This window comes from Gemmatimonadaceae bacterium, from assembly GCA_036003045.1.
In the GTDB taxonomy this organism is placed as follows: Bacteria; Gemmatimonadota; Gemmatimonadetes; order Gemmatimonadales; family Gemmatimonadaceae; genus JAQBQB01.
The window spans coordinates 14390-37499 of sequence record DASYSS010000038.1 but is presented as its reverse complement, the minus strand read 5'-3'; the positions used below and the strand labels follow the sequence as shown (position 1 = coordinate 37499).

General features: G+C 67.0%; 25 protein-coding genes. 22 read left to right on the top strand and 3 right to left on the bottom strand.

Going from position 1 to position 23110, the window contains the following annotated elements; translation table 11 throughout:
* Positions 1-67 precede the first annotated feature (67 nt).
* Positions 68-577 carry a hypothetical protein gene (locus tag VGQ44_09555; GenBank protein ID HEV8447058.1) on the bottom strand — a complete coding sequence of 170 codons (510 nt, stop codon included), beginning with the start codon at positions 575-577 and terminating at the stop codon, positions 68-70.
* A gap of 340 nt (positions 578-917) precedes the next feature.
* Positions 918-1691 carry an inositol monophosphatase family protein gene (locus VGQ44_09550; GenBank protein HEV8447057.1) on the bottom strand — a complete coding sequence of 258 codons (774 nt, stop codon included), beginning with the start codon at positions 1689-1691 and terminating at the stop codon, positions 918-920.
* A 29-nt stretch (positions 1692-1720) separates the two neighbouring features.
* On the opposite strand from VGQ44_09550, the gene trpS reads away from it, so the two are divergent.
* The 9 genes from trpS to VGQ44_09505 are packed head-to-tail and all read left to right on the top strand — an operon-like array spanning position 1721 to position 8892.
* Positions 1721-2734, top strand: coding sequence for a tryptophan--tRNA ligase (gene trpS / locus VGQ44_09545; GenBank protein HEV8447056.1), 1014 nt, complete (start codon positions 1721-1723; stop codon positions 2732-2734).
* Positions 2731-2865 carry a hypothetical protein gene (locus tag VGQ44_09540; GenBank protein ID HEV8447055.1) on the top strand — a complete coding sequence of 45 codons (135 nt, stop codon included), beginning with the start codon at positions 2731-2733 and terminating at the stop codon, positions 2863-2865. Before trpS ends, VGQ44_09540 begins: the two co-directional genes overlap by 4 nt.
* A gap of 15 nt (positions 2866-2880) precedes the next feature.
* The gene (locus VGQ44_09535; GenBank protein ID HEV8447054.1) at positions 2881-3384 is read left to right on the top strand and encodes a hypothetical protein; all 504 of its coding nucleotides are present in this window, start codon (positions 2881-2883) and stop codon (positions 3382-3384) included.
* Positions 3385-3427: 43 nt separating this feature from the next.
* Complete coding sequence (locus tag VGQ44_09530; protein HEV8447053.1) at positions 3428-4177, top strand: MgtC/SapB family protein; 750 nt, start codon at positions 3428-3430, stop codon at positions 4175-4177.
* On the top strand, positions 4174-5211 hold the full coding sequence (locus tag VGQ44_09525; GenBank protein HEV8447052.1) for a D-2-hydroxyacid dehydrogenase: 1038 nt from the start codon (positions 4174-4176) through the stop codon (positions 5209-5211). Before VGQ44_09530 ends, VGQ44_09525 begins: the two co-directional genes overlap by 4 nt.
* Positions 5211-6431, top strand: a complete 1221-nt coding sequence (locus VGQ44_09520; GenBank protein ID HEV8447051.1) for a type IV pilus twitching motility protein PilT — start codon at positions 5211-5213, stop codon at positions 6429-6431. The genes VGQ44_09525 and VGQ44_09520 overlap by 1 nt, the downstream gene beginning before the upstream one ends.
* Complete coding sequence (locus VGQ44_09515) at positions 6428-7333, top strand: dihydrodipicolinate synthase family protein (protein ID HEV8447050.1); 906 nt, start codon at positions 6428-6430, stop codon at positions 7331-7333. The genes VGQ44_09520 and VGQ44_09515 overlap by 4 nt, the downstream gene beginning before the upstream one ends.
* Positions 7334-8401 (top strand): M28 family peptidase, encoded by a 1068-nt coding sequence (locus VGQ44_09510; protein ID HEV8447049.1) that lies wholly within the window; start codon positions 7334-7336, stop codon positions 8399-8401.
* Entirely contained in the window at positions 8401-8892 is a 492-nt protein-coding gene (locus VGQ44_09505) for a DUF456 domain-containing protein (GenBank protein HEV8447048.1), read from the top strand. Before VGQ44_09510 ends, VGQ44_09505 begins: the two co-directional genes overlap by 1 nt.
* Here VGQ44_09505 and VGQ44_09500 read toward each other — a convergent pair whose 3' ends face one another.
* Positions 8893-9324, bottom strand: coding sequence for a hypothetical protein (locus VGQ44_09500; GenBank protein HEV8447047.1), 432 nt, complete (start codon positions 9322-9324; stop codon positions 8893-8895).
* A gap of 413 nt (positions 9325-9737) precedes the next feature.
* Between VGQ44_09500 and VGQ44_09495 the strand changes: the two genes are divergently transcribed.
* The 13 genes from VGQ44_09495 (at position 9738) to VGQ44_09435 (ending at position 22986) form a co-directional block, all read left to right on the top strand.
* Positions 9738-11018, top strand: a complete 1281-nt coding sequence (locus tag VGQ44_09495) for an adenylosuccinate synthase (protein ID HEV8447046.1) — start codon at positions 9738-9740, stop codon at positions 11016-11018.
* A 1-nt stretch (position 11019) separates the two neighbouring features.
* On the top strand, positions 11020-12039 hold the full coding sequence (locus tag VGQ44_09490; GenBank protein HEV8447045.1) for a YpdA family putative bacillithiol disulfide reductase: 1020 nt from the start codon (positions 11020-11022) through the stop codon (positions 12037-12039).
* A 278-nt stretch (positions 12040-12317) separates the two neighbouring features.
* A complete protein-coding gene (locus VGQ44_09485; GenBank protein HEV8447044.1) occupies positions 12318-13667 on the top strand; it encodes a glycine--tRNA ligase in 1350 nt (449 codons plus the stop codon).
* Positions 13664-15175, top strand: a complete 1512-nt coding sequence (locus VGQ44_09480; GenBank protein HEV8447043.1) for a hypothetical protein — start codon at positions 13664-13666, stop codon at positions 15173-15175. The genes VGQ44_09485 and VGQ44_09480 overlap by 4 nt, the downstream gene beginning before the upstream one ends.
* A gap of 11 nt (positions 15176-15186) precedes the next feature.
* Positions 15187-15873, top strand: coding sequence for an SDR family NAD(P)-dependent oxidoreductase (locus tag VGQ44_09475; protein ID HEV8447042.1), 687 nt, complete (start codon positions 15187-15189; stop codon positions 15871-15873).
* Between the two features lie 207 nt (positions 15874-16080).
* Positions 16081-17436, top strand: coding sequence for a GAF domain-containing sensor histidine kinase (locus tag VGQ44_09470; GenBank protein HEV8447041.1), 1356 nt, complete (start codon positions 16081-16083; stop codon positions 17434-17436).
* A 12-nt stretch (positions 17437-17448) separates the two neighbouring features.
* A complete protein-coding gene (locus VGQ44_09465; protein ID HEV8447040.1) occupies positions 17449-17730 on the top strand; it encodes a hypothetical protein in 282 nt (93 codons plus the stop codon).
* On the top strand, positions 17727-18050 hold the full coding sequence (locus VGQ44_09460) for a hypothetical protein (protein ID HEV8447039.1): 324 nt from the start codon (positions 17727-17729) through the stop codon (positions 18048-18050). The genes VGQ44_09465 and VGQ44_09460 overlap by 4 nt, the downstream gene beginning before the upstream one ends.
* 22 nt (positions 18051-18072) lie before the next feature.
* Positions 18073-18999: a histone deacetylase gene (locus VGQ44_09455; GenBank protein HEV8447038.1), complete on the top strand. Its 927-nt coding sequence runs from the start codon at positions 18073-18075 to the stop codon at positions 18997-18999.
* A gap of 10 nt (positions 19000-19009) precedes the next feature.
* Positions 19010-19666 (top strand): GvpL/GvpF family gas vesicle protein, encoded by a 657-nt coding sequence (locus VGQ44_09450; GenBank protein ID HEV8447037.1) that lies wholly within the window; start codon positions 19010-19012, stop codon positions 19664-19666.
* 4 nt (positions 19667-19670) lie between these two features.
* On the top strand, positions 19671-20678 hold the full coding sequence (locus VGQ44_09445) for a serine/threonine-protein kinase (protein ID HEV8447036.1): 1008 nt from the start codon (positions 19671-19673) through the stop codon (positions 20676-20678).
* Positions 20675-21703: a dipeptide epimerase gene (locus tag VGQ44_09440; protein HEV8447035.1), complete on the top strand. Its 1029-nt coding sequence runs from the start codon at positions 20675-20677 to the stop codon at positions 21701-21703. Before VGQ44_09445 ends, VGQ44_09440 begins: the two co-directional genes overlap by 4 nt.
* On the top strand, positions 21700-22986 hold the full coding sequence (locus tag VGQ44_09435; protein ID HEV8447034.1) for an ankyrin repeat domain-containing protein: 1287 nt from the start codon (positions 21700-21702) through the stop codon (positions 22984-22986). Before VGQ44_09440 ends, VGQ44_09435 begins: the two co-directional genes overlap by 4 nt.
* The last annotated feature ends 124 nt before the right edge of the window (positions 22987-23110 follow it).

The window sequence follows — 23110 nt, the reverse complement described above, 5'->3', positions numbered from 1 at the left end:
ATGCAGCGCCGAGGACGCGCCGGCAGCGTGCCTCAATATATGAAGGGCCGCCCGACCCCGGGGTGCGTCACCCGGGCGGCAGCGGCTGCATTGTCCACTGCACCCAATCGCACGTGGCGACGTTGCCCCTCGCGTCGACGAACGTGATGCTGCCGGCGATGTTGCCGCTCGCGACCTGGCTGGCCGCGTCGCCGTCGCCGTCGATCGTCTTCGCCGATAGCGAGTCGAACACGATTCGCACGCCGCTTGGCTTCGTTGCCCGCGTCGCGACGCTCACCGCGTGGCCTGAGAACGTCCCGTTCACGAGTCGCCTCCCGCTCGATACGCCGGCCGAACGCAGCGTGAACGCGAGGTCTCCATCCGCCGTCGCCATCGAACGCCCGACCCACGCGTCCCCTTGCGAGGAGAGAACGACGCGGGTGGAAACGAGCTTCCCACCGGAGAACCCGCCGGCAGACGCGCACGGTCGCGGATGCGCGGGGTTTACGCTGACGTCGGCGCCCGAGATGGTGAGAAGCTTTTCGCCTGACGTAAAGCCGAAAACGACGAACGCGTTGAGGTTCCCGGTCGTGATCACAACCGCACACTCACTGGCGGCGAGGCTCGCCGCCAACAGACCGGATCTTAGGACAACGCTCATGAGAGAAACACGAAACTGCAACACCTACGCAGGGGACGCAGAGGGACACAGAGGACGTAGAGTGACACACTGGGCGCAGAGGTGCAACGGCGAAAAGCCATTTGGGAACAACCCGGGGTGTCATGGCGAGGCTTCCCGAGGTCGTTCGGCAACGACTTGCCGCTGTTAGTCGTACTCCGCAAAAGCCGTGGTTTTTCCGCGAAATCGTCGCAGTACCAGTTCGTAGATCTCAACCTCGAACATCCGCTCGTACGGGGTCGGTTGACAAGCTGGAGCGTCACAAGCGGACGCGCTCGAGCAGCCACGAGTGCATCGTCGGGTTGCCGGTGACGATCGACGTATGGCTCACCGTCGCCGGAGCGCCGGATGCGTCCGTTACGACGCCGCCCGCCTCTCGTACCAACAAGATTCCAGCCGCGACGTCCCACGGCGCGAGCGAGTACTCCCAGAATCCGTCGAAGCGGCCACACGCCACGTCGGCGAGGTCGAGCGCGGCCGAGCCGGCGCGCCGAATCCCCGCGACGTCTCGCATGACGACGGGCAGCGACGCCACGTACGGATCCACCAAATGAGGAGTCTTGAATGGAAAGCCGGTGCCGAGGAGCGCGAGCGCCGGGTCCTCGATCGCCGACACGCCGATCGGCTGGCCGCTCAGCCGTGCGCCGCCGCCGGCCGTCGCCGAAAAGAGCTCACCGGTCGCGGCGTTGAGAATGACACCGGCGATCGGTTCCCCATCGACGAGCGCGGCGATCGACACCGAGTACCACGGATACCCGTGGAGAAAGTTCGTCGTCCCGTCGAGCGGATCGGCCACGAACACGAGGCCGGCGCGGTTGTCGGTGGACGGCGTGAGCTCTTCGCCGAGCACGCGCGCGTCGGGATGGCGCGACGCGACGATCTCGTTGATCGCTTGCTCCGAGTTGCGATCCACCTCGCTGACGAAATCCGTCGCCGACTTGCGCTCCCAGGTGAGCGAGGCGCGTGTCTCGGCGCCGCGGCGAATGATTTCGGCGGCGCGCGCCGCGGCCGCGACGCAGGTCGCGAGCAGCACCCGGGGAGGGGCGCTGTTATGTTGAGCGGATGTCACGGATTTTCAGTGGAATTCAACCGTCCGGGGAGCTCCACATCGGAAACTACCTCGGCGCGGTCAAGAATTGGGCACGGCTGCAGCACGAGTACGAGTCGATTTTCTGCATCGTCGACTACCACGCGATCACCCATCCGTACGAGCCGGAACAGCTGAGGGTCCGTCGCGGGGCGATGGCGCTTTCGTTGTTGGCAGCCGGGCTCGATCCCAACGTGTGCACCGTGTTCGTGCAGTCGCAGGTTCCGGAACACACGGAATTGGCGTGGATCTTCAACACGATCACGCCGCTCGGCGAGCTGGAACGGCAGACACAGTTCAAGGAGAAAGCGCAGCGTCAGGAGAGCATCCTCGCGGGAATCCTCAACTATCCCGTGCTTCAAGCGGCCGACATCCTGCTCTACAAGGCCGACATGGTTCCCGTCGGCGAAGACCAGGTGCAGCACCTCGAGCTCTCGCGCGTGATCGCGCGGCGTTGGAACGCGGCGTTCGGGCACCTCACCGGGCGTCGTACCCTCGACGGCGGGGAAGAGCGCGAGGAGTTCTTTCCCGAACCGAAACCGCTGCTCACGCCGACGCGCCGCATCATGGGACTCGACGGCCAGTCGAAGATGTCGAAGTCGATGGGCAACACGGTGCCGCTGCTCGATACACCGGACGGCATCTGGGCGAAGCTGCGCCCGGCGGTGACGGATCCGAAGCGCATCAAGCGAACGGACCCGGGCACTCCCGAGGTGTGCAACATCTATCATCTGCACAAGGCGTTCAGTCCCATCGCGACCGTGGAGCACGTGCACAATCAGTGCACGTCGGCCGGCTGGGGGTGCATCGACTGCAAGAAGGTGCTCGCCGAATCGATGGAGACCGAGCTGGGACCGATTCGGACGCGCGCCGCGGAGCTCGAGGCGAAGCCCACGCTGGTGGACGACGCCCTCGACGCGGGCGCCGCCAAGTGCCGCCGACTCGCGCGCGAAACGATGGACGGCGTCCGCGACCGGATGGGTTTTTGATCCTGGACCCGCTGGCGGCGTTCTCGATGGTGCCGCGCAACATCGCGATCCGGGCCGTCACTCTCGCGGGACTTCTCGCGCCCTGGATCTGGCTCGTCGCGATCGACCGCACGCTGAACCGTCAGCGCTAGCCGACCGGCCGTCTCATGTTCGCCGGACACGCCGCCATCGCGACGTTCGTGAAGGGCAAGCGGCCGCGTCTGCCGCTCGCCCTGCTCGTTCCCGTCGCGTTCGGACCGGACTGGATCGACCTGTTGAGCCACGTCGTCCACCATCCGAATCCGGAGATCTCGCACTCGCTCGTTTCGGTTGGGATCGTCTCGGTAATCATCGCGCTCTGCTCGGCCCCGTTCTTCGGCGCGGTCGACGCGATCGCGGTCGGCGCGACATACGTGTCGCACTGGGTGGCCGACTGCGTGACGGGCCTCAAGCCGACGTGGCCCGGCGGGCCGTCGGTGGGTCTGCATTACTACACGCATTCCTATCGCGACGTCGTGCTCGAGTCGGTGATCGTCGTGGCGTGCTGGCTCGTGTACCGCTCGTCGCTGCGCGACGAAATGCGAAATTCGCTCGCCGCGTACGCGATGCCGCTCGGTTTGATCGTGATGCAGGTGGTGTTCGCCGTGCTGCAAGCCCCGACGCTGACCTGAGCCGCTGGCGCGGGCCATCGCGCCTAGTCAGTTTTCAATCTCGATGACGCCCGAGCTCGCCGCGTTCGTCGTTCACGCCGCCCCCGTCCCGGCTCCCCTCGGCGCCCAGACGCCGTTCGAGGCGTTGGCGTCCGCGCTCCGCCTCACCGTTCTGGTCAAACTGCTTCTCGCGACGCTGCTCGGCGGCGCCGTCGGCATCGAGCGCGAGCTGTCGAACAAGCCGGCTGGCTTGCGCACGAACATTCTCATTTGCGTCGGCGCGGCGCTGTTCACGCAGCTCTCGATCGACATCGCGCAAATCGGCTTTACGCCGGACGGACGTCCGTACGGCGACACGACTCGCATTGCGGCGCAGATCGTCTCGGGGATCGGGTTCCTCGGCGCCGGCGCGATCCTGCATGCCGAGGGCGCGATCGTCGGCCTGACGTCGGCGGCGACGGTGTGGGTCGTTGCGGCAATCGGCGCGGCGGTGGGCGCCGGAGCGTACGTCGACGCGCTCGGCGGGACGGCGCTCATCGTGTTGGTGCTGGTCGGTCTGCGCCCGCTCGAGCAGCGGTTGATGCGGATGCGGCGGCGCGTCCGCGCAACGTTGCGGGTGCTGCCGGGCGTAACATTCTCCGAAATGGAGAAACTCATTCACGTGGAAGGCATACACGTCTTCTCCCACCGAACGTTCGAGCACGAGCAGGATCGGACGTTCGAGCTGATGCTGGTCGGCGCCACCAAACAGCTCGACGCGATGGTCGATGCGCTGCGACGCGACAAGAACGTCGTCAGCATCGTCACCGAGTGACGGCGCGCCTGTTGGTCGTCGATCTCGCGGCGACGTCGAAAAACTGGGCGCTCACGCCTGAAGGCGCGCAACGAATCAAGGCCGAAACGCCCGCCGGCTGGACCATCCACATGGTCGAAGCGGCGACGAGTTCCGATGGTGACGGTCCGCCGCGACCCAGCGACGAGGTGCTCGACGCGGTTCGCGAAGCAGAGGTCTACTTCGGGTTCGGAATTCCGCGTCCGCTTTTGTTGGCGGCGCGAAATCTTCGCTGGGTCCATTCCGCCGCGGCGGGAGTGGGAACCGCGCTGTACCCGGAGATGGTCGCCAGCGACGTCGCGTTCACGAACTCGGCGGGGGTGCACGCCATCCCGATGGCGGAATACGTCGTCGCGGGCGTGCTTCATTTTCTCCGCGGCCTCGACTACGCCGTCGACCAGCAGGACCGCACAGAGTGGAACAAGACCCCGTTCGTGCGGCTCGATTCGGTTCTGCGCGAGATGGACACCGTGCACGCGCTGGTCGTCGGAACCGGGGGCATTGGACAAGCGGTCGGCGAGCGGTTGACCGCCCTTGGCGGCCACTGCACGGGCATCAGGCGTCGTCCGGAGTTGGGTCCGCCGCCGGGGTTCGAGCGGGTGGTGTCTCTGGACGCGATCGACGAGGAGTTGCCGCGCCACGATGTGGTCGTTCTTGCCGCTCCGCTGACCTCCAACACCGCCGGCTTACTGGATGGTAAGCGTTTGGACCTCCTGCCGCGTTCGGCGATCATCGTCAACGTGGCTCGCGGGGCGTTGCTGGACGAGGAGGCGCTCGTCGTACGCCTGCGGGACGGAAGGTTGCGCGGCGCGGTGCTTGACGTGTTTCGCGAGGAGCCGCTGGGGACGTTCAGTCCCCTGTGGCAGCTCAGACAGGTTCTGCTCACGCCGCACGTGTCCCCGGTCTCGCCGGGCCGATTCTGGCCCCGGCAACTCGACCTCTTCCTCGACAACTGGCGGCGCTACGTGAGCGGAATGCCCCTGAAGAACCTGGTGAACAAACGGGCGGGCTATTGATGGAAAAGATCATCAAGGCGGCGGTCGATCGCGGAGCCTCGGATCTACACATCAAGGCCGGCGACGTCTTCCGCGCGCGCGTTCACGGCGAGCTCGTTCCGCTCACGAAGCAGGCGCTGTCGCCGGACCAGACCCGCCAGATCGCGCTGCATCTCATGCAGAACGAGGACGACAAGGCGCGCATCGACAAGATCCTCGACTACGACTGCTCGTGGGCGGCGTCGGGAATCGGGCGCTTTCGCGTGAACATCATGCGCCAGCGCGGATCGTTCTCGATCATCATGCGCGTGATTCCGTGGGAGGTGCCGACGTTCGAACGGCTCGGGCTTCCGCCCGTGCTGGCCGACATCGCCGCCACCGAGCGCGGCATGGTGCTCGTGACGGGCGTGACCGGATCCGGCAAGTCGAGCACGATGGCGGCGCTCATCAACTACATCAACTCGCGCGAGAGCCGACACATCCTCACGCTCGAGAATCCGATCGAATTTTTGCACCGCGACAACAAGTCGTCGGTCACGCAGCGCGAGGTCGGCTCGGACACGACGGACTTCAAGATGGGATTGCGCGCCGCGCTCCGTCAGGATCCGGACGTGATCATGATCGGCGAAATGCGCGACGCCGAGACGGTGGACACGGCGATCAAGGCGGCGGAGACGGGGCACTTGCTCATGTCGACGCTGCACACGCCCGACGCGCAAAGCACGATCCTCCGCATCATGGCGATGTTCCCGCCCGAGGAGCAGGAGATCATCCGCATCCGCCTGGCGGAGTCGCTGCACGCGGTGATCTCGCAGCGTCTGCTTCCGAAAAAGGTCGGCAAGGGACGCGCGGTGGCTGCCGAGATCATGGTCAACACGCCGGCGATCCGCGAGCTGATGCTCGACGGCCAACGCATCGGCGAGATCCGCGACTTCATCGCCGCCGGCCGCGAGCAATACGGCATGCAGACGTTCGATCAGTGCCTCGCCGACCTCGTCACGAACAACGTGGTGACGTTCGAAACGGCGAAGGCCGCGGCGTCCAACCCGTCGGACTTCGAGCTCCAGATGAAGATGTTCTCCGGCGGCCCGGCAGCCGGTGGCGGTGGAGGCGGGCGCGCGACCGGTTCCCACCAGTCCGTTCCCCCGCCCGAAGAGGAGGAGGAGGAAGCACCGCCGCCGCCACTCGAAGAGGCGCTCGACGGACTGCAAACAGGGGGCTTAGACTTCCTGGCACAATGAACAAGCTGCTCGAGGGCATTCACGCCCCCGTCGTCACGACCTTCTCTCCGAAGAACGGAGAGCTCGACTTCGCCGGATTCCGCGCGAACATCCGCGCCCACCTCGCCGCCGGGATTCACGGCATCGTCGTCAACGGATCGACGGGCGAAGCCGCCCTGCTCAGCGGCGCAGAACGCAACTCGCTGATCGACGTGGCTCGCGCGGTGGTGCCGCGAGACCGCCCGCTCATCGTCGGAACCGGCGCCGAGTCGACGCGAACTTGCATTCGTATCACCAAAGACGCTGCCGGCCGGGGCGCGGACGCGGTGCTCATCGTCGCGCCGCACTACTACGGGCCCTCGATGACCGAGCGCGCGCTCGCCGAGCACTACCAACGAGTCGCGGACGAGTCGCCCGTTCCGGTCGTGCTGTACAACATTCCCAAGTACATGCACTACTCGCTGCCCGCGACCTTGGTCGCGGCGTTGGCGCGCCACCAGAACGTCATCGGCATCAAGGACAGCTCCGGTGACCGGCAGCTGTTCGCGTCGTATATGCCCGCCCAGTCCGACACGTTCGCCGTGCTCACGGGCAACGCCCCGATGTTTCTCGACGCGCTTCAGATGGGCGCGCGCGGCGGAATCCTCGCGGCGGCTTTGTTCGCGCCGACGATGGCGATCGACGTCCTCGAGTCGTCTCGCCGCGGAGAACGAGAATCGGCGCGGTCGGCGCAAGCGCGAATGTCACCGCTCGGCACGAAGATCATCGGCGAGCTTGGCATCGCGGGCGTGAAAGCGGCCATGGATGCCGTCGGCGGAGGGCTCGTCGGCGGGCTGGTCCGGCCACCGCTGTTGCCGCTCGAGGAGCCCCAACTCAAAATCGTGTCCGAGCTACTGCGCAGTGCGGAGCTCGTCACGGCATAAGTGAAGAACGCGGGCGGGTCACCACACCTCGCCCGGCTCGCCGCCAGTCCGCGTCCGACCGGCGGCGCCGCCGTTTCGACGGCGCGCGCCTACTGCGCCATCGAGCTGCATCGTTTGGGTTTCGTCGTGCGCGAGGAGCCGTTCGAGTACTCCGCCTTTGCCGGACGATTCGGAGCGCCGTCGTTCGGGGCGCTGCTTCCCCTCGCCGCGACGATCGCCGTCGCGACGCGGAACGGACCGGTGGCGGACGTTCCTTGGTTGGCGCTCGGCGGCGTCGTCCTCGCGATCGGGGCGGCGATCGTCTTGACGCGGGGCGTGCTCGGCGCGCCCGTGATGCGGAAGTCGGGAGTGAACATCGAGGCGACCCGAGGACCGTCACCCGCGCGACTCTGGCTCGTCGCGCATCTCGACTCCAAGTCGCAGCCTGTTCCCATGCTCGTGCGCGTAGCCGGCGTCGTCGTGATGGCGCTTGGTCTACTCGCCGTCGCCCTCGCGCTCGTCGTCAAGCCGACTGCTGCCGTCGGCGCGCTGATCGTGGCATGGATCGGTGGCGTGCCGCTCATGCTCTCGATTGTGGGCAACCGCAGCGCGGGAGCGCTCGACAACGCGAGCGGCGTCGCCGCCGTGTTGGACGCCGCGGCCGCGCTGTCACCCGCGCTCCCGATCGGGGTACTGATCACGGACGCCGAGGAGTTGTCGCTGGCCGGGGCGCGCGCGTGGGCGCGCTCGCGAGCCGCGGGCGTCGCGCTCAACTGCGACAGCGTCGACGACGACGGGGAGCTCACGGCGATGTTCACGCGTCGGCGCCCCGATCGACTTCTGGCGGCCCTCACCGAGGCGTCCGCCGCTCTGCAGGAGCCGCTGCGGGTGACGAGGCTGTTGCCGGGAATCCTCACCGACAGCGTCGCGCTCGCCGACGCCGGCTGGGAGACGCTGACACTGAGCCGGGGCACGCTGCGTACGCTTCTTAGGATCCACACGTCGCGCGACAATCTGAGCTCGATGCGCGGCGTAGGGATCGAGGGCGCAGCGCGCATGCTCGCCCGGACCGCCGCAAGGTTGGTGTAATGCCGCAACTGCTGCTCGTCGCCGCGATTCTGCTCGGCCTGGTGATGATCCCATTCGGTTTCCCGGGCACGCTCGTGCTGTTCGCGGCGGCGCTGTGCTACCACCTACTCGTGCCCGCGGGCGGCGTCGGTCTGATCACCGTCGTCGGTGTCGGAGTGTTGATGGTGATCGCCGAGGCGCTCGAGTGGGTGCTCACGGGCCGATTCACGCGGCGCTATGGCGGATCGCGACGAGCGTCTTGGGGCGCGATCATCGGCGGAATGATCGGCGCGTTCGTGGGAGTGCCGGTGCCGATCGTCGGCTCGATCATCGGCGCGTTCGCCGGCGCGTTCATCGGCGCGTTCGTCGCTGAGTGGAGCCGCGGCAGCGGACACGGCGACGCTGCACGCGTGGCGTGGGGCGCGTTTCTCGGACGCGTCGTCGCCGCCGCGACCAAGGTCGCCATCGGGCTGGTGATGGCGGTCTGGATGGTCGCGGCGGCGCTTCTCTGACTACGCGGGCTCCTCGGTGTAGAGCCAGGCCCCGACCAGCGTCGAGACGATCGCGTTGACGAGTTCCAGCACGGCGCTCGCGAAGAACAGGTGCGTGCCGAACATGCCGAGCATCCAGAAGAATCCCGCGACCGAACTTCCGATGAGCCACGACGCAACCGCCGCGTACACGGCGGTCTTGGGGCCGGGCCCGAATCGCGGACGAATCGCGGCGTAGATCCAGACCGCGGTCATGATCCAGATGATGTCGAAGATCACGAACCCGGCGATCTGTCCGCCCGACGGCGCGACCGCGAGCGCAGGATTCAGCTTCGTCATCTCGGCTTGATGCATGCCGCCGAGGATGAACGAGTTGCCGACGAAATCGATCACATTCGCCACGATTCCGCCGACGATGCCGCCAACGATCACCTTCGAGGTGTTGATCGCCATCACTGCCTCCGGCTGAGAGAGGAGTACGACCGGGAGGAGAGGCTGCTGCGGGCCCGGGGCGGGGGAGCGGGCAAGCTGAACGATAGGTCTGCTCTGTCGCGAGGGAAAGATCGGGTTTGCGGTTTCCGGTCACCGGTCACCGGTTACCGGTCTCCGGTCTCCGGTCTCCGGTCTCCGGTCACCGGTCACCGGTTTCCGGTCACCGGTCACCGGTTTCCGGTCACCGGTCTCCGGCCACCGGAACTACAGAGATATCAGATCGGAGATCATGACCAAAGACCGGTGACCGACTCCTCCGTTCATTGACTCCGCTTCTCGTCCCGATAGATTGACACAACGCCCCGGGGTTCGCCGGGGCGTATTTTTTTGCCCGCTCCCCGGGCCGCTCCCCCTCTCCCTCGCCCGCTCCGAAAATGTTCAGCCCGTCCCACCGCACGGTCGTCGTCGTCGGCGCGCAGTGGGGCGATGAAGGGAAGGGAAAGCTCGTCGATGTGCTCGCCGAGCGCGCTGATTGGGTGGTGCGCTATCAGGGCGGCGCCAACGCCGGACACACGGTCGATCTGGGCGACCTGTCGTTCGTGCTTCACCAGATCCCGAGCGGCATTCTACACAAGGGCGTGCGCTGCGCCATCGGCAACGGCGTCGTGCTCGATCCGGAAAAGCTTTTCACGGAGATCGATCAGCTCGTCGCCGACGGCATCGACGTCGAGGGACGCCTCTACGTAAGCGACCGCGCGCACCTCGTGCAGCCGTACCACAAGCTGGTCGACGCCGAGAGCGGCCACTCCAAGTCCATCGGCACCACGGGGCGCGGAATCGGACCGGCGTACGAAGACAAAGTCGCGCGGCGCGGCATCAGGGTCCTCGACCTCAGACATCCGGGCCGGCTGCGCGAGTTGGTCGAAGCCGGGGTAGCGCACGCGAACGCGCAGCTCGCGGCGTTCGGCAGCCCGAAGCGCGCCGAGGTGAACGCGTCGATCGACGTGCTTTCCAGCGCAGCCGAACGGCTCCTCTCGCTCGCCGAGGACGTGGGGCTCGTGGTTCACCGCGCCATCAAGAACGGCGCGGCCGTCTTGCTCGAGGGCGCCCAGGGCTCGCTGCTCGACGTCGACCACGGCACTTATCCGTTCGTGACGTCGAGCAGCACGACTTCCGGTGGTGCGGCGACAGGCGCCGGCATCTCGCCGCGCTCGATCGACGCGGTGCTCGGCGTCGTGAAGGCGTACACGACGCGCGTCGGCGCGGGTCCACTGCCGACGGAGATGGACACCGCGATGGGAGAGCGCGTGCGCACGCTCGGCGGCGAGTTCGGCGCGACGACGGGTCGGCCACGCCGCTGCGGTTGGTTCGACGCGGTGGTCGTGCGCTACGCGACGCGTATCAACGGCCTCACCGACGTCGCCGTCACCAAGCTCGACATTCTGGACACGCTCGACCGGATCGCGGTCTGTACGGGCTACGAATACGACGGCGACCTGCACACGGAATTCCCCGGCGACGTGACGGCGCTCGACAAGATCACGCCGAGGTATGAGTGGCTCGACGGCTGGCTGAGTCCGACGAACGCGTGTCGCCGCCTCGCGGAGCTGCCGCCGCAGGCGCGGGCGTATCTCGATCGTTTGCAGGAGCTCGTCGAGACGCGAATCACGTACGTGAGCGTGGGCACGCGCCGCGATCAGATCATCGGACCTTGACATGGCGGACGCCGTCGATCTCCTGATCGTCGGCGGCGGCCCGTGCGGGCTCGCCGCGGCGATCTCGGCCAAACGCGCCGGTTTGCGGTGCGTGATCATCGAGGCGTCGGCCGTCGTGAGCACGGTCGCGCACTACCCGACGTACGTTCGTTTTTTCTCCACCGCCGAGAAGCTGGCGCTCGGCGATCTGCCATTCATCATCGCGACGGAGAAGCCGACGCGGCGCGACGGGCTGGCCTACTATCGCGCGGTCGTGCGCCACTTCGGTTTGCCGCTGCGGCAATACGAGCGCGTCGTCGCCATCGAGCGCGACGGCGACGGTTTCCTGGTCCGGTCCGAGTCGCGCGCGCATGGACCTCGCGCGACGCGCGCGAGCGCGGTCGTCGTCGCCACAGGCTATTTCGGCTCGCCCAACTACTTGCACGTGCCGGGTGAGGATCTGCCGCACGTGACCCACGTGTTCCGCGAGGGACACGAGGCGTTCGACCAGACGGTCGTCGTCGTGGGTGGCGGCAATTCGGCCGCCGAAGCGGCACTCGACCTCTGGCGCTCCGGCGCGCGCGTTACGCTCGTGCACTTCGGTCCGACGTTCGACAAGAAGATCAAGCCGTGGGTGCTGCCCGACTTCCTGAACCGGGAAAAGGAGGGTAGCATCGCGACGCGCTGGGATTCGCGCGTGGTCCGCATCGAGCCGGAAAGCGTGACGATCGCGTCGCGGCGCGGTGAGGAGCGTCTTCCGGCGGATCTGGTCTACGTGATGACGGGATTCGCTCCGAATACGGACTTGCTTCGCGAGGTGGGTGTCCCGATCGACTCGCAGACGGGGATCCCGTCGCATGACGCCAACACGTTGGAGACCGCGATCCCGAATCTGTTCATCGCGGGCGTGGTCGTGGCGGGGTACGACGCCAACAAGGTGTTCATTGAGAACGGGCGCTACCACGGCGACAAGATCGTCGCGCGTCTGACGGGAGCGCGGGCTCCCGCCGAGCCCAAGCTGAGCGCAGAATTGGATACATAATCCTGTCGCTGGGCCGGCCACGAGAACCTGGAAGCAACTTGAACGCGGATGGCCACGGATCTGAAAAGCGATCGCGGATGGGACCGAGGTTTCGCAGTTCATCCTTTTGATTCATCCGCGGCAATCGCCCTTCCAGCCCGCGTTCATCCGCGTTGCACCTTCTCGCATTACAAGGGACCTCAGTCGGCGACGCCAGCGAGCCCGTCGGCGCATGCGCTCCCTCTCAGGCCTCGCTAATTTCGGTTCTGGCCTTCGCGTACGATTCCTTCAAGTACTACATGCCGAACCAGCCCGACGTTCTCGAAAAGCTCGTTTCGCTCTGCAAGCGCCGCGGATTCATCTTCCAATCGTCGGAGATCTACGGCGGCGCGGGTTCCGTGTGGGACTACGGACCGCTGGGCGTCGAGCTCAAGAAGAACGTCAAGGACCGCTGGTGGAGCGCGATGGTCCGCGCGCGCGACGACATCGAGGGACTCGACGCGGCGATCCTGATGCATCCGCGCGTGTGGGAGGCGAGCGGCCACGTCGCCGGCTTCACCGATCCGCTGGTCGACTGCCGCAATTGCAAGAAGCGATTTCGCGCCGACGACCCGAAGATCAAGGGCACGCCGGGGACGCCCGACGCGCAGTGTCCGGCCTGCGGCATGAAGGGCACGCTTTCCGCTCCGCGAATGTTCAACCTGATGTTCAAGACTTTTATCGGGCCCGTCGAAGACAGCGCTTCCATCGCCTACCTTCGCCCCGAGACGGCGCAGGGCATCTATGTGAATTTTCTGAACGTCCAGCAATCGACGCGTCAGAAGGTTCCGTTCGGCATCGCGCAGATCGGCAAGGCGTTCCGAAACGAGATCACTCCGGGAAACTTCATCTTTCGAACTCGCGAGTTCGAGCAGATGGAGATGCAGTTTTTCGTCGAGCCGGGCACCGACATGCACTGGTTCGAGTACTGGAAAGAGCAGCGCATGGAGTGGCACAAGTCGCTCGGCCTCGATCCGAAGCGGCTGCTCTTTCACCAGCACACCAAGGAAGAGTTGGCGCACTACGCGCGCGCGGCGTTCGACATCCAGTTCGACTTCGGTGGCACGCTCGATTTCCAGGAAATCGAGGGAGTCCACAACCGCGGCGACTTCGACCTCTCGCGGCATCAGGAGTTCTCGGGCAAGAAGCTCGAGTACTTCGACCAGCCCAACAACCGCCGCTACGTGCCGTTCGTCGTCGAGACGTCGGTCGGCGCCGACCGCACGACGCTGGCCGTGCTGGTCAACGGATACCGGGAAGAGAAGGTCGAGGGCGAGGAGGAAGGGCGCACCGTTCTCGGCATCCATCCGTCGCTCGCTCCGATCAAGGCGGGCGTATTCCCGCTCGTGAAGAAGGACGGCATGCCGGAGTTCGCGGAGAAGCTCGCGGCCGACCTGCGCAAGCGCTTCCCGGTCTTCTATGACGAGTCGGGGGCGATCGGCCGCCGCTACCGCCGGCAGGATGAAGTCGGAACGCCATACTGCGTCACCATCGATGGACAGACCGCCGAAGACGGCACGGTCACCGTGCGCGATCGCGACACGCTTCTCCAGGACCGCATCGCCGCCGAACGCGTCGGCGCCATCATCGAGGAGCGTCTGTCGGCGTGACCATGTCGCTCGATGGGCTTCGCCGCGACGGCGAAGTCTTCATGGAAGAGATCTCGCGCGAGTACTACCTGGCCTATTCGGGGCAAAAGCAGGCGCCCGAGCTTCAGCCGGTGTACCGAAAGCACTCGGCCATTCTCGGTCAGGAATCATTCGAGCTCACGCGCGAGGCCTTTCTCGGCGCGCCGGAGGAAAGCGAGGACCGCCGCTCCTCGCGCGCCCTCTTGGACTGGCAGGTCGAGTCGCAGAGCTCGCGTCAGCTCGCCGCGCAGGACGAGCGCGAGATCGAGTGGGAAGGCACCGCCGTCGTGAACGTCAGCGACACGCGGCAAGTGCAGTTCCAGGCGGTCGCGATCGAGCTGGCGAACGAACGCGACGCGCGAGCGCGTCACACGATCGAGTCCGCGCGCGACAGGCTCGTCGCCGCCGAGCTGGCGCCGCTCCGCCGCGAGCGCTTTCAGCGAGAGATCGACATCGTCGAGCAGCTCGGGCTTGGTGACTATATCGAGACGTTCGAGCAGTTGAGCGGCGTCTCGCTCGTCGATCTCGCGGCCGCGTGCGAGGGCTTCCTGCGCGATACCGACGACATGTGGCGCGAGGTGCTCCCCGAATTCTCACGTCGCGTTCTCGGCATGGAGCCGTCCGAGCTGACGCGCGCCGACGCCGGAGCTCTCTTTCGCGCGCGATCGTTCGACGCGTCGTTCCCGGCGGCGCGAATGGAGGAATCGATTCGCCGCCAAGTGCGCGAGATGGGCATCGACCCGCTCGCCGCCGGCCGCATCGTGCTCGACACCGGCGAGCGCGAAGGGAAGCGCTCGCGCGCCTTCTGCTCGAGCGTGCGAGTGCCGGACGAAGTGTATCTCGTCATGCGCCCGCATGGCGGGCAGACCGACTGGATGACCTTCCTCCACGAGTTGGGGCACGCGCTGCACTTCGCCTACATGCAGCCCGACCTCGCGTTCGAGTACCGCTGGCTCGGCGACAACTCGATCACCGAAGGCTACGCGATGCTGTTCGACCACCGCATGCAGGACAGCGGCTGGTTGGCGCGCTACACGGAGCTGAGCGCCAAGAATCTTCCCGCGTTCATTCGGGCGATCGGCTTCGAAGAGCTGCATTTCCTGCGTCGCTACTGCGCGAAGCTGATCTACGAGCTGGAACTGTACGGCGGTTCCAAGAGTTGGGAATCGCTGCCCGACGTCTATGTCGATCGCCTCACGTCGGCGACGACGTTCCAATACGGCCGCGCCGACGCGTTCGTCGACGTCGATCCGCGGTTTTACGCCGCGCGCTACCTCCGTGCCTGGCAGCTGCAGGCTCTCATCAACGAGACGCTGGTCGAGCGCTACGACGTGGATTGGTGGCGCAATCCGCGCGCCGGTCCGTGGATCTGCTCCGCGCTCTTCGGTGAAGGCCAGCGCGAGCTGGCGCACGAGCAGGCGGAGCGCGTTTCCGGCAAAGGTCTCTCCTTTGCGCCGCTGCTTCGCTCCGTCGAGCGAATGCTCGGCTGACGAATCCCGGAATGGCCAAGCCAATCGCCGTCGTCACCGGAGCGTCTCGCGGCATCGGCCGCGCGATCGCCCAGCGGCTGGCCGCCGAGTTTGATATCGTCGCCGTCGCACGCTCGGCGGACCAGCTCGAGGCGTTGACGCGCGAGATTGCGGGGGCGGGTGGATCGTGCCGGGCCATCGCCATCGACATCACAGATCCCGCGGCCGTCGAGGCGTCGCTTCGCGGGATCGACGCGCAAGTCCTGGTGAACAACGCCGGCGTCGGCGTGCTCAAGCCGCTCCTCGAGCTGACGCGCGACCAGTGGCTGCGGATGGTGAACCTCAACTTCAATTCGCTGTTCGACGTCACGCGCGCCGTCGTGCCGGCGATGGTCGCGCGGCGCTCGGGGCACGTGGTGATCATCGGATCGATCACGGGACGAAGCCCGTCGGTGGGCGGAACGTGTTACGCCGCCACGAAAGCCGCGGCCAACAGCTTCGCCGAGTCGTTGATGCTCGAGCTGCGCGACTCCGGGGTGAAGGTCTCGGTGGTGAACCCTGGTTCCGTCGCGACCAGCTTCTCCGAGCGCGACAACTCGAGCTGGGCGCTCGCCGCCAGCGACGTCGCCGACGCGGTCGCGTCGATCCTCGCGACGCCACCGGCGGTGCTGATCCATCGCGTGGAGATTCGGACGTTGACGGTGCCGAAGAGCCGGTAGGCCGGTAGGCCGGTGGACCGGTAGAGCCGACGACGCGACTGGACGAATCTCGCGTCAGACGTCTGATATCAGACATCCGATCTCTCGTCATTTTCACCGGTCCACCGGTCCACCGGTCCACCGGTCCACCGGTCCACCGGTCCACCGGTCCACCCGCTCACGTCCACCGGTCCACCTGTCCACCCATCCCCCCCTCGTCTAGTTTCCGTGAACGTGACGACGACGATGTCGACGACCACGTCCCCCCCCTACCGCGCACCCGACGGGGATGTCGGGCTTCGCGAGCTCATGGCGGCTCGCGAGATCGTCCACGCGTTCATCACTGCCGAGCGGCCCGAAGAAGTTTTTCAGTTTGCGCTCGACCGCGTCAGTCCGCTCATCGGCGCCTCCTTTGGCTGCGTCTACGTCGTAGACGACGGGAGCGACTTGATGCGGCTCGCCGCGGTCCACAATTGGCCCGGGCGCTACGCGAAGTTCCTCAGCCAAATGCGCGTGCGCCTCGGCCAGGGGCCGAGCGGTGTCGCCGCGGCCGAGCGTCGCACGATCGAAGTGCTCGACGTCTTCCAGGATCCGACGCTCACTGATTGGCGAGAAGTCGCGAAGGAGCTGGGGTTCAGGTCGTTCGTCGCGCTGCCGCTCCAGACGCCGCGCGCCGTGCTCGGGACCGTGACGTTCTACTTCACGTCTCCCAACGCCGTGGGACGGGACACGCGTCACTTGGTTCGGATGGTCGCGGATCAAATGGCCGCGACGGCCGAGAAGGCGCGCCTCATCCAGGATCTCAAGCGCGCCAACGCCGCGCTCACGGCCACGAACAATCAGCTCGAGCAGGAATACGCCGACTCGGTCGAGGCGCGGCGGGTGAAAGACCAATTCCTCCAGAACATCTCGCACGAGCTGCGCACCCCGCTCACCGCCGTGATGGGCTACACCGCGCTGCTCGAGGAGGGCGTCGCCGGCCCGGTCACCGATGAACAGAAGCACACGCTCGAGCAGGTGAACGCGGCGAGCGAGCATCTCCTCACCCTCATCGGCGACCTGCTCGAGCTGACCGCGCTCAAGCGCGGAGCGCTGGACCTCGAGCTCGCCGAGCTGGATCCGCGCGTGCCGATGCGCGACGCGATCAAGGCCGCCAAGGGAAAGCGCGAAGGCGTCACGCTGAACATCTCCGAGCCGGACATCGTTCCGCCAATGATCGGCGACGGCCGGATGCTGTCGAAGGTGATTCGCATCCTGCTCGCGAACGCGTACAAGTTCACGCGCGCGGGGCAGGTGCGGGTCTCGCTCGAGATCGGGAACGAGCGGGCCGTCTACTTCGTCAGCGACACGGGCATCGGCATTCCCGCCGACTCCATGCACACGATCTTCGACGAATTCCAGCAGGTGGATGGCGGACTCACCCGTGAGTACGGCGGGTCGGGACTCGGCCTCGCGCTGGGACGGCGTCTCGCCCGGCTCCTGCATGGCGACATCACGGTGACGTCCACCGTTGGACAGGGTTCTACCTTCCGACTCGACGTCCCGCTTCGCGCGCCGCGGCCGACACCCGCCAGCGCTCACTGACTTTCGCAACCCATGCCGACTCTCCAGGAAACGACCACCAGCGCGAGCCCCGACGAAGTGCTGGCTCGCGCCAAGGTGTTTTTCGCGAATCGCCCGTCGCTGTACACCGCCTACATCGATGAAGAAGGTCCTGGTTTCGCCACCTTCCGTGGCCAGGGCGGCGAGGAGATCGCGATCGGCGTCGCGGCGAGCCCCAGCGGCGGCACGCGCGTGACTGGATCGAGCTACCTGTTCGACATGCAGGTCTCGCGCTTCTTCGCGACGCTCAACCCCGCGCCCGAGGCCTCGTCGTGAGCGCTCCGTTCGTAACCACGCTGCGCGCGCGCAACGCGACGATCCGCGTCGCGCCCGAAAACGCGCTCGCGATCACGATTCGCGTCGAGATGCCCGAGGTGTGGGACGTCGTTCGCATCGTCGCCGAGCCGACGCAGCCCGTGATCGACGTCAAAACCGCGGCGCTCGACGCACTCTATCCCGAGGCGGCGCCGGAGGAAATGGTCGTCAAGCTGCGCGGCTGGGAGATCCTCGACGAGATGGCGTCGCTCGCCGATGCCGGCATCGAAGACGGATCGATCCTGGTCATGATGTTTCGGCGGAGGCGGCCGGTTCGTTAGCCTCCCCGGCCCCGCCACCCGCGTGACGATCGCGCTCATCTCGAGCTCCGACTGCGGTCGGCACGACACCGGTTGGGGTCACCCCGAGCATCCCGGACGCCTTCGCGCGATTCCGAGGGCGCTCCGCGAAGACCCTGAGCTCTTCGGACGCATCGAGCACGTCGACGCGCGCCACGCGTCGGTCGACGAGTTGGCGATCGCGCACGACCGAGCGTACGTCGACGCGGTGCGTGCGCTCGTCGCCGCGGGCGGCGGCCGGCTGGATCCCGACACCGTCGTGAGCGAAGGCTCGTGGGACGCCGCCACGGCTTCGGCGGGCGCGGTGCTCGACGCCGTCGACTTCGCCTTCGTCGACGGCCCGCGCCGAAGCTTTTGCGCCGTTCGTCCGCCCGGACACCACGCGATTCGCGCGCGCGCGATGGGCTTCTGCCTCTTTGGAAACGTCGCCATCGGCGCGCACTACGCACGCCAGCGCCACGGCGCCGAGCGAGTGCTGATCGTCGATTGGGACGTTCACCACGGCAACGGCACCCAGGCGCTTGTCGAACAAGAGCGCGACATTCGGTTCGTCTCGATGCACCAATGGCCCTGGTATCCTGGAACCGGTTCGGCCGACGACCGAGGTCCGCACGACAATGTGTGGAATCTCCCGATGCCCCCGGGCCTCGAGCCTGGGACCTACGTCCAGGGCTTCCAGCGCGCGCTCGACGAGGCGACCGCCGATTTCGTCCCGGACGTCGTGTTCATCTCGGCCGGTTTCGATTCGCTGGCCGGCGACCCACTCGGCGGCTTCACCCTCGAGCTCGAGCACGTCGAACAGCTGACGCGACTCGTCGTCGACCGTGCGGAGCAGTGGTGCGGCGGCCGCGTCGTCAGCGCGCTGGAGGGGGGCTACGTCCCTGAGCGGTTGGCGGCGGCGTGCGTCGTGCACATGCGGGCTCTAGAATAGATCGCGTCATATGCCACCCGCCCAGTCGCCTCTCCTCCTCCACGGAATCGTCCTCTCCGACGGGCATGCCCTCCCGGAGGTCCCCGGCGCGGCCCGGGGGACTCGCCTCATCTCGTATCGAGACGTCGGCGCGGTCGTCTCTGACCAGAAGAGTTTTGTGCTGGATGACGTCGACAGCGGCCGAATCGAGGAGCATCGGGCGATCGTCGACGCCGTGTTCCACATCGCCCCCGTGCTCCCCGCACCGGTGGGCGTGGTCTTTCGGTCGTCGGACGCACTCACCCGGTGGATGGAACTTCACTACGTGTCGTTGACGGGAGCGTTGGAGTTCGTCGAGGATCGCGCGGCCGCCCGCGTGCACATCTCGGCTACGCCAAACAATTCCAGCCGCGCGGCCGCGGCCGCCGCCGGTGCCGACGCCGACGTGGCCAATGCGGCGAACGAGGCGGTCCGCGCTCTGCGCCGCGCGGCGGTGATGGCCGTCCCACTCGCCTATGATGCGGCGAGCGGGCGCGTCTCGAGCGCGGCGTTTCTCGTCGAGCGCGATCACTGGAAGGACTTCCTGCGCGCCGTGGCCGACCAACACGAAGCGCATCACGCGCTCAAGTTCGAAGTGACCGGGCCCTGGGCGCCGTACGACTTCGTGCAAATGCAGTTCGGGGGCTGACCGAGTGTTCTGTCCTCAGTGCGGCACCTGGAATCGAGCCTCGTCGGCGGCGTGTGACCGCTGCGGCGAAGCCCTTCCGGAGCTCAAGCGCGGGGCGTTCGAGCGCCCCGACGACGAGCTGACGCGCCTTCGCCGCGCGACGGGAAACCGGTATCGCGTCCTTCGCCGTCACGGCGGCGGCGGCATGGCCGAGGTCTATCTCGCCGAGCAGGCGCAGCTCGAGCGGCAGGTGGTGATCAAGGTGCTGCACGCGCATCTCGCGCGCGACGCGGAAGTCGCTGAGCGTTTCCGGCGCGAGGCGGAGGCGGCGGCGAAGCTCGTTCATCCGCACATCTGTCCGGTCCTCGACTACGGTGCAACCGACGACGTCGTGTACACCGTCATGCCCTTCCTCGAGGGTGGCGCGTTGGCCGACCTCATTCAGGTCGAACGGCAAGTCGAGCCGATGAAGGCGGCGGCGGTCGCGGCCCAGGTGGCGTGCGCGCTCGATTACGCGCATCGCCGCGGCGTTGTCCACCGCGACGTGAAGCCCGACAACGTGCTCTTCGACGAAGACGGCAACGCGATCATCACCGACTTCGGCATCGCGACGGCGCGCTTCCACGGGCGTCTCACGGCGAGCGGCCGCGCGATGGGGACGCCGCACTACATGTCGCCCGAGCAGGCGATGGGTAAGCTCGTCGACGGGCGGAGCGACATCTACGCGATCGGCATCCTGCTCTACGAGGCGCTCGTCGGTCAGCCGCCGTTCGACGCCGCCGACGCTTTTTCGGTGAGCTACAAGCAAGTGCACGACACCGCGGTGCCGCCGTCGACGGCGAACCAGCGCGTGCCCGCCGCGCTCTCCGACATCGTGATGAAGTGTCTCTCGAAGGCGCCCTCGGGACGCTACGGCCGCGGCAACGAGCTCGCGGACGCGCTCATCGGTTTCCTTCGCTCCACGGCCGACGGCTCGACGCCGCACCGGATGGCGACGATCGCGCGCCGCGCGGGATTGCTCTCGGGCAGATGACGCTGAAGGTCGAGCACGACGTCGCGACGGTCCACACAACTCATCCGTTCGTCATCGCGCGCGGCGGCGCGACCGAGCATCGCCTCGTACGCGTGCGGCTCATCGCCGACGACGGCTGCGAAGGCTGGGGCGAGGCGGCGCCGAATCGTTTCTACGGCGAGACGCCGGACACCGCGCTCGCCGCGCTCGAGCGTCTCGCGCCGATCGTCTCGGCGGCCGACCCGTGGCACCTCGAAGACGTCGAGGCGGAGCTGCACCGCGCGCTGCGCTACAATGGGTCCGTGAAGTCGGCTGTGAGCGCGGCGTTGCACGACCTCATGGGCAAGCGGCTCGGCGTTCCAGTCTATAAACTTTGGGGGTTGGATCCCACGCGCGCGCCGCTGTCCAGCTTCACGATCGCGATCGCCGCCAACGACGACGAGCTGCGCAAGCGCGTCGCCGACGCCGCGCCGTATCCGGTGCTGAAGGTGAAACTGGGCACGGATCACGACGAGCGGATCATCCGCACGGTGCGTGACGCGGCGCCCGAGAAGGTGCTACGCGTCGACGCGAACGCGGCGTGGACGCCGAAGCACGCGCTGCGGATGATCGACGTCCTATCCGAGTGCGGCGTCGAGTACGTCGAGCAGCCGGTCGCGGCGCATGACCTCGACGGCCTGCGGTTCGTGCGCGAGCGATCGCGGCTGCCGGTGATCGCCGACGAGTCGTGCGTCGGACCCGCCGACGTCGCGCGCCTCGTCGGCGTAGCAGACGGGATCAACATCAAGCTCTCCAAGTGCGGCGGGCTCCGCGAAGCGCTAAAGATGATCGCCACGGCCCGCGCACACGGCATGCTCGTGATGGCCGGTTGCATGATCGAAACGAGTCTCGGGATCACCGCGGCGGCGCACTTTGCGCCGCTGCTCGACTACGCCGACTACGATGGGGCAGCGTTGCTCTCGGACGACCCATACTGCGGCGCGACGATCGAGCGCGGGCGCATCGCGATCCCCGACGCCGCGGGGCTCGGAGTCACTCGGCGGTGACCGCGGGCGATGCGTTCGCCGAGCTTGCCGCCGCGGTGCGGTCGAACGACGTCGGCCGCGCCAAGTCGATCCTCGCCTCGAATCCATCACTCTCGAGTCAGTTGAACGATCCGGCGCCGGGCGAAAGCTTCGGCGGAACGATCCTACGCCAGCCCGTCGAGCAGAATCGGCGTGAGATGATCGACCTGCTCGTTCGTTCGGGCGCCGACGTCAACGCGCGGAGCCACTGGTGGGCGGGCAGCTTCGGACCGATCGACGCGGCGGATGCGTCGCTCGTGCCCTTTTTGCGCGAACGTGGCGCCGTCCTGACGCTTCACGCCGCGTCCCGGCTGGGCATGATCGACGAGATCGAACGGATTCTTCGCGACGATCCACGCGCCGTGCACGCCCGCGGCGGCGACGGCCAGCTGCCGCTGCACTACGCGGCGAACATCGAGGTCGCGAGCGTGCTGCTCGACGCGGGGGCCGACATCGACGCCGTTGATGTGGACCACGAGTCGACGGCAGCACAGTGGGCCATTCGCGAACGAACGGACGTCGCGCGCTTCCTCGTTTCTCGCGGCGCGAAGGCTGACATCCTCCTGGCCGCCGCCCTCGGCGATGTTGATCTGGTGCGGAGTCACCTGGACAAGGCGCCCGCGAGCGTGCGGTCGACCGTGTCCGACCGCTACTTCCCGAAGACGAATCCGCGCGCCGGCGGCACCATCTACATCTGGACGCTCGGCGGCCACAAGACCGCGCATCAGATCGCGCGCGAGTTCGGCCACGAAAACGTGTTCGCGCTGCTGATGTCGCGCACGCGTGCCCCTTTCGCGCTCGCCGTCGCGCTCGAGTTGGGCGACGAGCGCGCGGCCGAGGGGTTGATCGCCGACAACCCCGGCATCGTCGAGACGCTCGCCGACGAAGAGCTCGAGCGACTGCCGGTGGCGGCCCAAGCGTCGAACGTGCCGGCAGTCCGCCGGTTCCTCGATGCCGGATGGCCCGTCGACGCGACCATGCCGAAGCACGTGACCGCGCTTCACTGGGCCGGCTTTCACGGCGACGTCGAGATCGCGAAGCTGCTGCTCGCCCGCGGCGCGCCGCTCGCGTTCAAGGACGGCGAGTTCGACGGAACGCCCCTCGATTGGGCGATGTACGGCTCGCGCAACGGCTGGGGACGCCGCACCGCGGACTATCCCGGCGTCGTGAACGCGCTGTTGGACGCCGGCGCGAAGGTCCACGAGGAGTACACCGCCAGTGAGCCCGTTCTCGAAGTGCTGCGAGCCCACGGTCTCAGGCGCTAGGGCCGCTGGCCCAACTCCACTCAGCATTCGGAGCACGACACCAACAAGGGAACAACGATTCCGCAGAGTTGAACTGCGAATCCGCAGATACAGCCAGGCTTCATCTGCGGAATTGTCGTTTGGA